The 13792-nt window shown below is 76.2% G+C and carries 10 protein-coding genes and 1 tRNA gene; 6 read left to right on the top strand and 5 right to left on the bottom strand.

Annotated elements, in window-relative coordinates; all coding sequences use genetic code 11:
* Positions 1–18: 18 nt before the first annotated feature.
* The 3 genes from WME76_RS32570 to cobT are packed head-to-tail and all read right to left on the bottom strand — an operon-like array spanning position 19 to position 2568.
* Positions 19–708, bottom strand: coding sequence for a histidine phosphatase family protein (locus WME76_RS32570; RefSeq protein ID WP_437956138.1), 690 nt, complete (start codon positions 706–708; stop codon positions 19–21).
* A 16-nt stretch (positions 709–724) separates the two neighbouring features.
* A complete protein-coding gene (locus WME76_RS32565; RefSeq protein WP_437956137.1) occupies positions 725–1492 on the bottom strand; it encodes an adenosylcobinamide-GDP ribazoletransferase in 768 nt (255 codons plus the stop codon).
* Positions 1489–2568, bottom strand: coding sequence for a nicotinate-nucleotide--dimethylbenzimidazole phosphoribosyltransferase (gene cobT, locus WME76_RS32560; protein WP_437956136.1), 1080 nt, complete (start codon positions 2566–2568; stop codon positions 1489–1491). Before cobT ends, WME76_RS32565 begins: the two co-directional genes overlap by 4 nt.
* 193 nt (positions 2569–2761) lie before the next feature.
* Between cobT and WME76_RS32555 the strand changes: the two genes are divergently transcribed.
* From WME76_RS32555 to WME76_RS32545, 3 genes are read left to right on the top strand one after another with little or no spacing between them, the layout of a single operon-like run.
* A complete protein-coding gene (locus tag WME76_RS32555) occupies positions 2762–3514 on the top strand; it encodes a hypothetical protein (protein ID WP_437956135.1) in 753 nt (250 codons plus the stop codon).
* Positions 3511–5667 carry a TonB-dependent receptor gene (locus WME76_RS32550; RefSeq protein ID WP_437956134.1) on the top strand — a complete coding sequence of 719 codons (2157 nt, stop codon included), beginning with the start codon at positions 3511–3513 and terminating at the stop codon, positions 5665–5667. Before WME76_RS32555 ends, WME76_RS32550 begins: the two co-directional genes overlap by 4 nt.
* An 8-nt stretch (positions 5668–5675) precedes the next feature.
* Positions 5676–6983 carry a hypothetical protein gene (locus tag WME76_RS32545; RefSeq protein ID WP_437956133.1) on the top strand — a complete coding sequence of 436 codons (1308 nt, stop codon included), beginning with the start codon at positions 5676–5678 and terminating at the stop codon, positions 6981–6983.
* A 76-nt stretch (positions 6984–7059) separates the two neighbouring features.
* On the opposite strand, the gene WME76_RS32540 is transcribed toward WME76_RS32545, so the two are convergent.
* Positions 7060–7132 (bottom strand) — tRNA-Ala (locus WME76_RS32540).
* Positions 7133–7292: 160 nt separating this feature from the next.
* Positions 7293–8462 carry an acyl-CoA dehydrogenase family protein gene (locus WME76_RS32535; RefSeq protein WP_437956132.1) on the bottom strand — a complete coding sequence of 390 codons (1170 nt, stop codon included), beginning with the start codon at positions 8460–8462 and terminating at the stop codon, positions 7293–7295.
* Between the two features lie 271 nt (positions 8463–8733).
* On the opposite strand from WME76_RS32535, the gene WME76_RS32530 reads away from it, so the two are divergent.
* The 3 genes from WME76_RS32530 to WME76_RS32520 are packed head-to-tail and all read left to right on the top strand — an operon-like array spanning position 8734 to position 13513.
* Positions 8734–9783 carry a RimK family alpha-L-glutamate ligase gene (locus WME76_RS32530; protein ID WP_437956131.1) on the top strand — a complete coding sequence of 350 codons (1050 nt, stop codon included), beginning with the start codon at positions 8734–8736 and terminating at the stop codon, positions 9781–9783.
* Entirely contained in the window at positions 9780–10532 is a 753-nt protein-coding gene (locus tag WME76_RS32525; protein WP_437956130.1) for an enoyl-CoA hydratase/isomerase family protein, read from the top strand. The genes WME76_RS32530 and WME76_RS32525 overlap by 4 nt, the downstream gene beginning before the upstream one ends.
* Positions 10533–10534: 2 nt before the next feature.
* Positions 10535–13513 carry an AAA family ATPase gene (locus tag WME76_RS32520; RefSeq protein WP_437956129.1) on the top strand — a complete coding sequence of 993 codons (2979 nt, stop codon included), beginning with the start codon at positions 10535–10537 and terminating at the stop codon, positions 13511–13513.
* Positions 13514–13792: the final 279 nt, after the last annotated feature.

The following is a 13792-nucleotide window of genomic DNA, read 5'->3' as shown; positions in this document are numbered from 1 at the left end:
GACGAGGGTACGCGCCCCTCAAGGGGCCGCCAGCGAAAGGGCGGGCGCGGGGAGCGGGAAGCGCTCGGGCGCGAGGTGAGGCGCGGGCGCGCTCATCGCCTCGATCCAGGACGCGCCGCACGCGACGACGCGGAGCGCGCGCAGCACCCCCGCGTGCGCGACGAGGAGGTGCGGGCGCGCGCCGACGGGATCCATGGCGTCGCCGGACGTACCGGGCGTGCCGGGCGTGCCGGGCGCGCTGAACGCACCGGACGTGCCGGGCGCGCTGAACGCGCCGGACGTGGCGCCGAGCGCGCGCCAGAACGACCGCACCCGCGCCTCGACCTCGAGCGCCGACTCGCCCCCGGGCGGGCCGACGCGCTCCCAGCCGTCGAGCCACGCGGCGTACGCGATCGGGTCGTCGCGCTCGATGTCGGACCAGGCGCGCCCCTCCCAGGCGCCGTAGGCGATCTCGAGGAGGCGCTCGTCGACAACGTGCGGCGCCCCGAGGCGCGCCGCGAGCTCGGCCGCAGGGGCGGCGCAGCGGGAGAGCGGGGACGACCAGACCGCGCGCGGGCGCAGGCAGCGATCGGCGAGCGCGCGCTCGATCGCGGTCGCGGCGGCCTCCGCGGAGAGCTCCGCCGCGACGTCGAGGCGGCCGTAACAGACGCCGGAGAGCGGGACGGGGGCGTGGCGGAACGCGATGAGGCCGCAGGGGAGGGGATCCACGCGCGGCGCCCCCGGCTCAGCCGCCCCGCGCGATCGCGAGGGCGAGCAGCGCCGCGCACTCGGCGATCTGCTGCGCCGCGCCGAGGAAGTCGCCGGTGATCCCGCCGGCCCGCGCGCGGAAGCGGAGGCCGCAGATCGCCGAGGCGGAGGCCGCCGCGCCGACCATGGCCGCCGCCTCGGCGGCCGAGACGGCCCCGGCGGCGTGCGCGGCGGCGAGCAAGAGCGCCGGCCAGACCGAGCCGAGGAGCGCCTGCGGCAGCGCCGCCTGCGCGACCGGCCGGCTGCGCGAGGCGCCCTGCGTGACGTAGGGCAGCGCGACCATCAGCCAGATCGGCGGGGTGCGCGAGAGGCACTGCGTCAGCACCAGCGCGACCGGCGCCGCGGCGTCGAGCCGCGCGAGCAGCGCGATGCGCAGCACGAGGACCACGATCAGCGCCGCGGCGCCGAACGAGCCGATGCGGCTGTCCTTCAGGATCTCGAACATGCGCGCCCTGTCGAAGGCTCCGCCGAGCGCGTCGGCCGTGTCCGCGAGGCCGTCCTCGTGGAAGGCCCCGGTGAGGAGCAGACCCAGCGCGACGGTGACGCTGGCCGCGACGAGCGCGCCGCCCCGGTCGACGAGCAGCCACGCCGCGGCCTGGACGGCGCCGAGGCCGACGCCCACGAACGGGAACCAGGCCGAGGCCCAGCGCCAGTCCGCCTCGGCATAAGGGAAGCCGCCGACCGGGACGCGCGTGAGGAAGGTCGTCGCTGCCCGGGCGCCGCGCAGGACCGGCGGCATCATCATGAGGGCCCGGGCGAAGCGCGATCGGGCACGCCCGCGCTCGCGAACGTCGCCATGCCGGCGTGAAGGGCGCAGGCGGCGTCGAGGAGCGGCAGCGCGGCCAGGGCGGCGCTCGCCTCGCCAAGGCGCATCCCGAGGTCGAGCAGCGGGCGGGCGTCGAGGGCCGCGAGGATGCTGGCGTGGCCGCGCTCGGCCGATCGGTGGGCGAAGAGCATGCCCGCCCGCGCCCGCGGGGCCATCCGGACGAGCGCGAGCGCCGCCGCCGAGACGATGAAGCCGTCGACGAGCACCGCCATCCGCCGCTCGATCGCGCGCGCCGCGGCGCCCACGAGCGCGGCGATCTCCTTCCCGCCGACCGCCCGCACCACGCGGTGCGGGTCGGCGCTCTGGACGCGGCGGACCGCGTCGCGCACCACCTCGATCTTCCGCGACAGCGCGTCGCCCGCGACGCCGGTGCCCGCCCCGACGACGTCCTCGGGGGCGAGCCCGAGGAGCAGCGCCGTCATGGCGGCGGCCGCGGTGGTGTTGCCGATGCCCATCTCCCCGAGGAGGACGACGCGCGTGTCGCCCCCGAGCGCGTCGATCTCGGCGGCGCCGGCGCGGAGCGCGCGCTCGTAGACCGCCTCCGGGAGCGCGTCCTCGACGCGCAGGTCGAAGATGGGGTCGTCGGCGACCGGATCGCGCCGCAGCCGCGCGTGCGCGCCGGCAGCGTCGAGATCGACGCGCTCGTACGGGTGGGCGACGCCGACGTCGACGACCCGCAGCTCGACCCCGAGGTGCCGGCAGAGCACGCTGGCGGCCGCGCCGCCGCGCGCGAAGTTCGCGACCATCGCCGCCGTGACCTCGGCCGGATACGCCGAGACGCCGTGCCGGACGACGGGGTGGTCGGCGGCGAACAGCACCGCCGCCGCGGGCCGGCTCGCGGGCGGCCCGCCCTGGATGCCGGCGAGCGCGACGGCGAGCTCCTCGAGCGCGCCGAGGCTGCCGCGCGGCTTGGTCAGCGTGTCCTGCCGCGCGCGCGCCGCGTCCGCCGCGCTCGCGTCGAGCTCCGGGAACACCCAGGAAGGCGGAGAAGCCATGTCCGCGTTCTCTACTCCCGCGCGGCAGGCCGGGGAAGCGCGTTGACCGTGTCGGCAGGCCGTGATAGCCGCCCGTCCCGCCGAAGAGGTCCCTCGCGGGACGAGGGGACATGGAGTCCCCCCCGGGACAGGCCGAGCGCCGCCGAGCCGGGACGCCCCCGGGGCGCGCGAGCTCGCTCGAACAGGGGTCAGGATGTCGCTGCGTGTCCTCTTCGTCTGGTCCGTCTGCCTCGGCGCTTCCGCCGCTGTCCTGTCCGGGTGCGGCGGCGTCGACGCGCCCCGGGAGGACGGCGGCTCCGGCGAGCCCTCCGCCGCGGAGGGCGCGGGCGGCTCGTGCCTCTCGGGCGGCCACGGCGGAGCTGCTGGCGACGGCGCGGCGTCGTGCGCCGGGCCGGGCGCGCGGTTCGCGACGCGCGTGGTGTCTGCCTGCCTCGGAGCAGGGCAGGGGTTCGGTGAGGACAGGTTCCCGGACATCGTCCTCGGCCCGCCGCGAGGCGGCGGCTGCTGCGGCGGATCGCTCGACGTGCTCTCGCTGGGCGACGGGGGGTCGATCGTCGTGGCCTTCGAGGGCAACGCGATCGTCGACGGGCCCGGCGCCGACTTCCTGGTGTTCGAGAACGCCTTCGAGCGCGGCGGTGACGCCGCGAACGTCTTCGCCGAGCTGGCCACGGTCGAGGTGAGCGAGGACGGCGTCGCGTGGTCGGCCTTCCCCTGCGCCGCGGACCGCTACCCCTACGACGGCTGCGCCGGGTGGCACCCCGTGCACGCGAGCCCAGGCGAGAACGACGTCGACCCGCTCGATCCGTCGTCGGCCGGGGGCGATCCGTTCGATCTGGCCGACGTCGGGGTCCCGCTGGCCCGCTACGTGCGCATCACCGACCGCGCCGGCACGCCCGACGTCTTCGACCTCGACGCGGTGGGCATCGTCCACGCGCTGTGTCCGTGAGGCGCGCCGGGGCGCTCGCCTGCGCGGCGCTCGTGGCCGCGGGCCTCGCGCCGCGCGCGCGGGCCGAGGAGGCGGGCCGCGGCGCCCGCGCCGGGAGCGCCCCGCCGGAGGGCGCGCCGGGGGCGGCTGGGCCGCGAGCCGCCGGGCTGCAGGGCGCGCCGGAGGCCGCCGCGCTGGAGCGCGCCGCGCCGGAGGAGGCCCCCGCGGCGCGCCGGCCGGCGATCGAGGTCCGCGTCCAGGGCGAGCGCACCGCGACGGTCGCCGCGCGCGATCCCACCGCGGCGTCCTACGTGATCCGCGGCGACGAGCTCCGCGCCCCCGGCGCGACGGCCTCCTCCGTGCTGGGGCGCGTCCCCGGCCTGCAGGTCGTCCGGACCGGCGCCGGCGCCGACCTCGCGACCGCCTCGATCCGCGGCGCGAGCAGCGCCGAGACCCCGGTCTACCTCGCGGGCGTGCGGCTCAACGACGACGTCACGGGGACGGCCGACCTCTCGCTCGTGCCGCTCTGGATGCTCCACCGGGTCGAGGTCTACCGGGGCAACGCGCCCGCCGACGCCGACCGCCTCGGGATCGGCGGCGCCATCTTCTTCGAGCCGGCGCTGCCGCGCGGCCCCCGCGTCGGCGCGGGGCTCGGCGCGGGCAGCTTCGGCGAGCTCTCCGCGTCGGCCTCGGCGAGCCTCGGCGACGAGCGCGCGAGCGTCCTGCTCGCGCTCGGCCGGCGCGCGGCCGACAACGATTACCCGTACCTCGACGACGGGGACACGGGGCTCACCCCCGCGGACGACCGCACCCGGATCCGGCAGAACGCCGACTTCGAGGCCTACGATCTCTGGAGCGTCGCCCGCTACCGGCTGCCGCGCGGCGGCGGCGTCACCGCCCTCGTCAACGGCTTCGCGCGCGAGCAGGGCCTGAGCGACCTCTCGGCGAGGGCCGCGCCGCCCGCGAGCCCCGCGGACGCCGCGCGCTCCCGCGTGCAGCGCTGGCTCGGCGCGGTCGCCGCCGTGGTCCCCTGCGCCGGCCCGCGCGCCGGCGGCGTCGAGCGGTGCCGCCTCGAGCTCAAGAGCTCGGCGATCCTCACGCGCCAGAGCCTCCGCGACCCCCTGCTGCGGCACGGCCTGCCCTCGCCGTTCGTCGCGAGCGCCGGCGAGCGCGCGGCGGAGCAGGGCGCCGTCCGCCTCCGCGTCGCCGAGGGGGTGACCGTGTCGGCCTCCGCGGCGATCGAGGTCGAGCGCCTCGGCATCGACCAGGCGAGCGCGCCGCCGCTCCGCGCCCTCCGCGCGACGTCCCGCGCGTCGGCGAGCGCGTCGTTCGCGCCGGCCCCCTGGCTGGAAGGCTACGCGCTCGGCGCCGTGGAGCACCACGCGACGCGCGTCGACGGCGACGGCGGCGCGCGCGGGCTCGTCGAGCCGAGCGGCCGCCTCGGCGCGCGGCTGCGCCTCGCGGACGGCGCCACGCTCTTCGCCAACGTCGGCCGCTACGTGCGCGTCCCGGCGCTCGGCGAGCTCCACGGCATCTCGCCGATCGTGCGCGGCAACCCGGAGCTCGAGCCCGAGCAGGGCGTCACCGCCGAGCTCGGGGCGCGCGCGTCCGCCGCGCTGCCGCGCGCGCGGGCCGAGGCCTCCCTCGAGCTCCTCGGCTTCGCGCGCCTCGCGTCGGCGCTCGTCGCGTACCGCCGCGCGGCCCTCGGCGCCGTGCGGCCGTACAATGTACGGGGCGCGCGCGTGCTCGGGCTCGAGCTCACGGCCTCGGCGACCGCGCTCGACCACGTGCGCGCGGCGCTCACGCTGACCGCGCTCGACCCGCGCGACGCGTCGCCGGATCGCGGGATCGTGAGCGATCTCCTGCCCTTCCAGTCGCGCCTCGTCGCGGCGCCGTCCCTCGAGGTGTACGCGGAGCCCGCGTGGCTCGGCGGCGGCCGCGCCTCGCTGGGCGCGCGGCTGCTCTACCGGTCCTCGCGCGTCGCCGACCGCGCGGGGCTCCTCGTGCTCCCGGAGCAGGCGGCGGTCGACGTGGACCTCGCCGTCCTCGCGCTCGACGGGCGCCTGTCGGCGCGCCTCGCGGTGGAGAACGCCACGGGCGCGCGCATGCTCGACGCGGTCGGCTTCCCGCTCCCCGGGCGGAGCGTCCACGCGGCCATGGAGGTGTGGTGGTGATGAGGGTGATGACGTCGTCGTTGGACAGGGGCCCTCGCCGGCCCGCGCGCTGGTCCCCGCCGTGGACGGCCCTGGCCGCGGGCGCGGCCGGCGCGCTGCTCGGGTGCAACGCGCCGGCGCCGCCCGAGGACACGGGCGGCACCGACGCGCCCGAGGGGCCGTGCGGGATCGGCGCCGTCGTGATCAGCAGCGACTACCAGTCCACGAGCGTCGGCCTGCTGAGCTGGGACGGCGCGGTCCTGTCCGCGTCGATCGCGTCGTCGGCCTCGGCGCCCGTCGTGCTCTCGGCGCCGCTCTCCGGCGACGTGACCGCGCCGACGATGGCCCTGCGCGGCGGCCGCCTCGCGCTGATCGATCGCTCGGCCTCCGCGCTCACCTGGCTGGACGCGCGGCGCGGCGAGGTCACCGGGCAGCTCTCGGTGGCGACCGGCTTCACCGCGAACCCGCAGGACTACATCGAGGTCTCGCCCGTGAAGGCGTACGTCCCGCGCCTCGAGCCGAACCTCGCCCCGGGCGCCCAGCCGCTCGACGGCGGCAGCGACGTGCTCGTCGTCGATCCCGGGGCCCGCGCCCTCGTCGGCCGCGTCGACCTCGCGCCCGCGATGGCCGGGGAGGACCCGGAGTTCCACCCGCGGCCGAGCCGGGCGGCGCTGGTCGAGGACAGCCTCTACGTGCTGCTCACGGCGTCCACGCTCTCGTTCCTGGAGACGGCCGCGTCGCGCCTCGTCGAGATCGACGCGCGCGACGACGCGATCAGGGCGATCACCCTCCTCGACGGGCTGCACGGCTGCACGGGGCTCGCCGTGTCCCCGAGCGGCGGGCGGCTCGCGGTCCTGTGCTCCGGGTCGTTCGGCGGCGACTCCGCCTCCAACCTGGCCGAGGCGGGGCTCGTGGTCCTGGCCCGCGGCGAGGGCGGCCTCGTCGAGGAGCGGCGCTGGACGGCCGCCGAGCTCGGCGAGGGGTCGCCCGGCTTCTCCGTCGCGTTCGCGTCCGAGGACACGGTCCTCTTCACGACGCTCGGGCGCGACGCTGTCGGCGGCGAGCGCGCTGTCGACGACACCCTGACGGCGGTCGACCTCTCCGGCGGAGCGCCCCGCGTCCTGCTGCGCTCGAAGGAACTCCCGTTCTCCCTCGGCGAGGTGCGCTGCGCCGCCGCGTGCGGGCGGTGCCTCGTCGCGGACGCCGAGACCGACGGGGGCGTCGTCCACCGCTTCGATGTGGGCGCCGGCGGGGGCAGCCGCGCGCTCGTGCACGCTGGCGCCTTCCACGTCGACCCGCGGGTGGGTCTGCCGCCGCGTTACCTCGGCGCGTTCTGAAGGAGCATGCCGGCAGGCGGGCGCGGCGTGCCGGACTCCCGGGGGAGTCCTTTGGTCCTGGTGGTGGACGAATCAGTGGAGCTGAGGGGGATCGAACCCCTGACCTCATGACTGCCAGTCATGCGCTCTCCCAGCTGAGCTACAGCCCCGGTCGTTGGGAGCGGCATGTCTACAGCCTCTCGAGCCGCTTGTCTCTATTTTTTTTCAGCCGACGGTTGGTTTCCGGTCCCGGCCTCGCCGGCGGGGCTCAGCGCCTCGCCGGCGCGGCCCGTGGCGCCGCGCGGTCGCGTGGTCGCGCGCTGCCGGCCTTCAGAAGTTCATCAGCTTCGCCAGGTAATACTTCATCGTCTCGGTCGTCCCGCCGCCGATGCGCAGGAGCCGTTGATCGCGCCAGGCGCGCGCGATCGGGAAGTCCTCGATGTAGCCCCAGCCGCCGTGGAACTGCAGGCAGGTGTCCACCACGTCGTTCGCCACGTCGCCGGCCAGGATCTTCGCCATCGAGATGAGCTTCACCGTGTCGAAGCTGATCGGCACCTTCCGCACGTACCGCTCGTCGTTGTAGTGGTCGATGCACTTGTAGACGAAGGCGCGCGCCGCCTCGCAGCGCGTGTACAGGTCCACGAACTTGTGCTGCCACGACTCGCGCTTGATGATCGGCTTGCCGAACGCCACCCGCTCGCGCCCGTACTCGACCGTGTTGTCGAGCGTCATGAACGAGCTCGCGATCGCGCCCACCGCGGCGACGAGCCGCTCGGTCTGGAAGTTCTGCATCAGGTACGCGAAGCCCTGGTCCGGCTCGCCGAGCAGGTAGCGCCGCGGCACCCGCACGTCGTCCAGGAAGAGCTCCGCCGTGTCCGAGGATTTGTTGCCGATCTTCCGCAGCTTCTTCGCGACGCTGAAGCCCGGGAGCGCCGTCGGCACGAGGAAGAACGAGCAGCCGTGGGCCCCCTTGTCCGGCGACGTCTTGGCGAGCAGCGTCACGAAGTCGGCGCGCGTCCCGTTCGTGATGAACGTCTTCTGCCCGCTCAGCACGTAGTCATCGCCGTCCTTGCGCGCGGTCGTCCGGATGCCGGCCACGTCGCTGCCGGCCGCCGGCTCGGAGACGCCGAGCGCGGCGATCTTGTCGCCCGCGAGCGCCGGCCGGAGGAACTCCTCGATCTGCTCCTTCGTGCCGATGTCGCTGATCACCGGCGTCGCCATGTCGCTCTGCACGAGCAGCCCCATCGAGACGCCCGCCATCGTGGAGCGCACGAGCTCCTCGGCCTTCGCCGCCGAGAACCAGTAGTCGAGCCCGGCGCCGCCGTGCTCCTCCGGGAAGTGCGCGCCGAGGATCCCGAGCTCGCCGGCGCGCTTGAACACCCAGCTCGGGAAGCACTCCTCCGCCTCCCACGCCTCCACATGAGGAGCGAGCTCCTTCTCTGCGAAGGCCCGCACCGTCTTCCTGAACTGCTGATGTTCCTCCGTGAACGGCTGCCACATCGCGAACCCCTCCTCGCCGCCAGAATGAAAATAATTCGTACACGAAACATTTTTCAGCGCAAGCGCCGCGCCTTCCAGCGCTTCCGCCCCTGTCGAGCCCGCCCCTGGAAAGGCGGGCAGACAGCGCGGCGCACGACCGCGAGCGCCGCCGCGTAAGCGCAAGCGCCGGCTGGGCGGTGGGAAGCGGTACGTCGGCAGAACGTCGGCAGAACGTCGATCGACGCGCGCACCCATCCACGCAGTCTGCGGGCTCTGCTAGCCTCCCGGCCACATGCGATTCCTCGTCCTGTCGCGCAACGCGTCCCTCTACTCGACGAGCCGCATCGTGCTCGCGGGGCGCGCGCGCGGCCACGAAGTCAGCGTCATCGATCCGCTCGATTTCCAGATCGTCGTGTCGCGCGGTCGCCCCTCGTTGCTCGTCGGCGGCTCGGCGGTGCCCCGCTTCGACATCGTGATCCCGCGCATCGGCGCCAGCATCACGAACTACGGCCTCGCCGTCGTCCGCCAGTTCGATCTCATGGGCGTCCCCGTCCTGAACGGCGCCGTCTCGATCGCGCGGAGCCGCGACAAGCTGCGCGCGCTCCAGCTCCTCACGCGCCGCAAGCTCAACGTGCCGATCACCGTGTGCGCCCGGAACCCGGCCGGCGTCGAGGCGGCGCTCTCGCTCGTCGGCGGCTGCCCCGCGATCGTGAAGCTGCAGCAGGGGACCCAGGGCATCGGCACGATGCTCGCCGAGACGCCGCACGCCGTGCACGCGCTGCTCGAGACGTTCTGGGCCATGGGCCAGGACATCGTGCTCCAGGAGTACGTGCGCGAGTCGAAGGGCCGCGACATCCGGGTCATCGTCGTCGGCGGCCGCGTCGTCGCGTCGATGCGCCGGGTCGCCAAGCCGGGCGAGTTCCGCTCGAACCTCCACCGCGGCGGCAAGGGCGACCGGGTGAAGCTGCCGCGCCTCTACCGCAGCGTCGCGATCCGCGCCGCGAAGGCGATGGGCCTCGAGGTCGCCGGCGTCGACATGCTCGAGGCGCGCTCCGGGCCGAAGATCCTCGAGATCAACAGCTCGCCCGGGCTGGAGGGCATCGAGCGCGCGAGCGGCGTCGACGTCGCGGGCGCGATCATCAGCTACGCCGAGCGGTACGCGGAGGAGCAGCGCGGCCTGAGCCGCCGCACGCTCGAGGCGCGGATCGCCGAGGTGATCCACGACGAGCGCATGCCCGTCCCGCGCCGGCTCAGCCGCGCGGCGGAGAACGGCACGGGCGGGGGCCGCCGGAAGCCGGCGATCCTCACGAACGGGAGGGGCGCCCGGAGGGCGGTCTCATGACCCTCCGGGTCGAGGCGGCCGGCGACGCGGTCGTCCTCACCATCGATCGCCCCGAGCGCAGGAACGCCATCGACAGCGCCTTCGCGAGGCGCCTCGGCGAGGCGATCCGCCTCGCGGGCTCCGATCCGCGCGTGCGCGGCGTCGTGATCGCGGCGGGCGGCGACGTCTTCGTGGCGGGCGGCGACATCCGCGAGCTCCACGCGCTCGCCAGCGGCGGCGCGGCGGGCGGCGAGATCCTCGCGATGTTCGACGGCCTCGCGGCGCTGGAGGAGAGCGAGGTGCCGATCGTCGCGGCGGTCCAGGGCGACGTGCTGGGCGGCGGCTGCGAGCTGCTCCTGCTCTGCGATTTCGTCATCGTCGAGGAGCACGCCGGGCTCTCGTTCCGCCACGTCAAGATGGGCCTGTCGCCGGCCTGGGGCGGCCTGACGCGGCTCTGCGAGCGGGTGGGCCCGCTCGAGGCGTCGCGGCTGCTGCTGACGGCGGATCGGATCGACGCCGCCGAGGCGCTCCGGATCGGCCTCGTGAGCGAGGTCGTCCCGACGGGCGCGGCGCGGAGCCGTGCGATCGCGCAGGTGAACCGCATCGCCGACAGCCCGCGCACGTCGGTCGCCGCGATGAAGCGGTCGCTGCGCGGGGTGCGCGAGGCGCTGCGCGCCGCGGCCGTCGAGGTCGAGCGGGAGGCGTTCGCCGCGCAGTGGAACGGCCCCGAGCACCGGCGGGCCATGGATGCGTTCCTGAGCAAGAAGTGACCGTGGAGCAGGGCGGGGGGCGCGGAGCGGAGGACCCGAGCGGCGCCGGGCCCGGCGCTCCGGAGAGCGCGCTGCTCCCGGTCGCGCCGCCGACGATCGAGCACTTCATCGGCCGCCGCCCGCACCTGCGCGCCCTGCACCGCGCCGCCGAGTCGCTCTTCGTGGAGCGGCCCGTCTCGGTGCTCGTGCACGGCGGCGCGGGCATGGGCAAGAGCGCGCTCATCCACCACTTCCTGATGGGGCTCCGCCGCGACAAGGGGCCGGTGGTCCTGCGCGGGCGCTGCGCCCTCGGCGCCACCGAGTCCTACAACGCGTTCGGGGAGCTCATGGAGGCGCTGAGCCGCCACCTCCGGCGCATCCCCGACGACGAGGCGGCGCGCCTCCTGCCGCGCGACGTCCGCGCGCTCGCCCGGGTCTTCCCGGCGCTCGGGCGCGTGCCCGCGGTCGCCGCGGCGCCGCGCGTGAGCGAGGCGCCCGACGCCCAGGAGCTGCGGCGGCGCAGCTTCGCCGCGCTCCGGCAGCTCCTCTGGCGGATCGCCGAGCGCCGCCCGCTCATCGTGGCGATCGAGGACCTCCAGTGGAGCGACATCGACAGCGCGGCGCTCCTGCTCGAGCTCACGCGGCCGCCCGACGCGCCCGCGATGATGTTCCTCGGCAGCTACCGGACCGAGGACGTCGCCGCGAGCGCGCCGCTCCGCGCGCTGCTCGACGGGACGGGGCTCGATCTCCGCGCCGCCGGGGAGGGCGAGGCCGCGCCCGGCGCGCCGGAGCGCGTCGAGCGGCAGCACCGGGACGGCGCGCTGCGCGAGATCGTGGTCGGCCCGCTGTCGCCGATCGAGGCCGAGGAGCTCGCGCTCGCGCTCCTCTTCGCGCGCGGCGAGGGCACGCGCGCGCGGGCGGACGCCGTCGCGCGCGCGTCGCGGGGCGATCCGCGGCTGCTCGGCGAGCTCGCGCGCGACGCGCAGGAGCCGGCGGGCGAGGGCGCCGCGCAGGGCGACGCCGCGCTCGCCCGGGCGCTCAAGGCGCGGCTCCACCGCCTCCCGGAGCAGGCGCGCCGGCTGCTCGAGGTGATCGCCGTCGCCGGGGAGCCGATCGACGCGGCGGTCGCCGCGCGCGCGGCGAAGCTCGACGACGAGGAGCGCGCGCCGGCGCTCGCGCTGCTGCTCGCGGAGGACCTGATCGCCGCGCGGCCGGCGGGCGAGGGCGAGCTCGTCGAGGTGTCGCACGACCTCGTGCGCGCGTCCGTGGTCGGCCGGCTCGCCCCGGAGCAGCTCGCGGCGCGGCACCGGCGGCTCGGCCGCGCGCTCGAGGCGCTCGGGACGGCGGACGCGGAGACGCTGTCGCGGCACTGGCTCGGCGCGGGCGAGCCGGCGCGGGCGGGGCGGTTCGCGGCGCGCGCGGCCGAGCAGGCGGCCGAGGCGCTCGCGTTCGAGCGCGCCGCGCGGCTCCACGAGCGCGCGCTCGGCCTCCTCTCGCGCGAGGCGGAGCTCCCCGAGGCCGAGCGGCGCGCCCTCGAGGTCCGGTGCGCCGACGCGCTCGTCAACGCGGGCGAGGGCGCGGCGGCGGCGGAGCTCTACGCGGCGGCCGCGGAGGGGGCGGAGAGCGGGCCCGGGCTCGAGCTCCGCCGCCGCGCCGCGGAGCAGTACCTGCGGAGCGGGCACATCGACGAGGGGCTCGAGCTGATCCGCGCCGTGCTGAAGGCGGTCGGGCTGTCGCTCCCGGAGACGCCGCGGCGCGCGCTGGTGTCGCTGCTGCTGCACCGCGCGGAGCTGCGCCTGCGGGGCCTCCGGTTCCGCGAGCGGCCCGAGCGGGAGGTGCGCCCGGAGGATCTCGCGCGCATCGACGCGTGCTGGACGGTGACGGTGGGGCTCTCCGGCGTCGACATGGTCCGCGCGGCCGAGTTCTCTGCGCGCGCCCTCCTGCTCGCGCTGCGCGCCGGCGAGCCGTACCGCATCGGCCGCGCGCTCGCGTTCGAGGCCTCGTCCGCGTGCATGATGGGGTCGCCGAACCGGGCGCGCGCGGAGGAGCTCGTCGCGGCGGTGCGCGCGCTGGCCGAGCGGCTCGACAGCCCGCACCTGCTCGGCCTGTCGATGATGGTCTCCGGGATGCTCGAGGCGTTCACGGCCGGGCGCTGGAGGGCGGCGGCCGCGTGGTACGAGAAGGCGGACGAGCTGCTGCGCGATCGCTGCGCCGGCGTCGCCTGGGAGCTCGTGACGACGCAGCTCATGGCGTCGTGGGTGCGGTACTACCGCGGGCAGATCGACGCGCTCGGGCGGACGATGCCGGCGGTGCTCCGGGGCGCCGAGCAGCGGGGCGACCGCTACGCGGTGGCGATCTTCAGCGTGCAGGCCGCGTGGGTGGCGCTCGCGGCGGACGACGTGGCGGGGGCGCGGGGCGCGATCGCGGGGGCGCTGTCGCGGTGGACGACGTCGGGGTTCCACCTGGAGCACTTCGTCGGGCTGCTCGGCGAGACCTACGTCGACCGGTACGCCGGCCGCGCCGGCGCCGCGATGAGGCGGCTCACGGCGGCCTGGCCGGCGCTCGAGGGCTCGATGCTGCTGATGATGCAGAACAGCCGGGTGATGGCGCACGTGGAGCGCGCGAGCACGGCGCTCGCGGCGGCCGAGGGCGCGGCCGAGCCCGAGCCGCTGATCGAGGCGGCGCTCCGGGACGCCGCGGCGCTCGCCCGCGAGAAGACGGCGTGGTCGGACCCGTTCGTGCCGCTGATCCGCGCCGGCGCGGCCGCGCTGCGGGGCGACAGGGACGCGGCGATCGCGCAGCTCGAGGCGTCGGCGGCCGGGTTCGACGAGGCGGACATGTCGCTCTACGGGGCCGCGGCGCGGCGTCAGGCCGGCGAGCTGCTCGGCGGGGAGAAGGGGCTGCAGCGGCTGCTGGTGGCGGACGCCGTGATGGCGCGGGAGCGGATCAAGAGCCCGGCGCGGTGGGCCGCGATGCTGGCGCCGGGGTTCGGTCGGAGGTAGCGGCGCAGCGCTCCGGGGTGCCCGGAGGATCGGCCAACATGACCCCACGCACCGGCCTGCCTGACTCTCCGTCGATCACCCTGATCACAGAGAGGGACCGCCGAAGCACAGAGGGCAAGAGGACCGAATCAACAATTCTCCCTCTGTGCCCTCTGTGCCTCTCTGTGGTTCAAATCCTTCTCCGTCAGGGAAAACCAACCTGGCCGAGCGGTCGAGGCCGCGTCGCGCCACCACGACGTGCTCGTCTGAACGCATCGCGGTAGGCCCCCTCCGGGGGCC

It is taken from the genome of Sorangium sp. So ce119, from assembly GCF_051524405.1.
GTDB lineage: Bacteria > Myxococcota_A > Polyangia > Polyangiales > Polyangiaceae > Sorangium > Sorangium cellulosum_G.
This window is presented reverse-complemented; position numbering and strand designations above follow the sequence as displayed.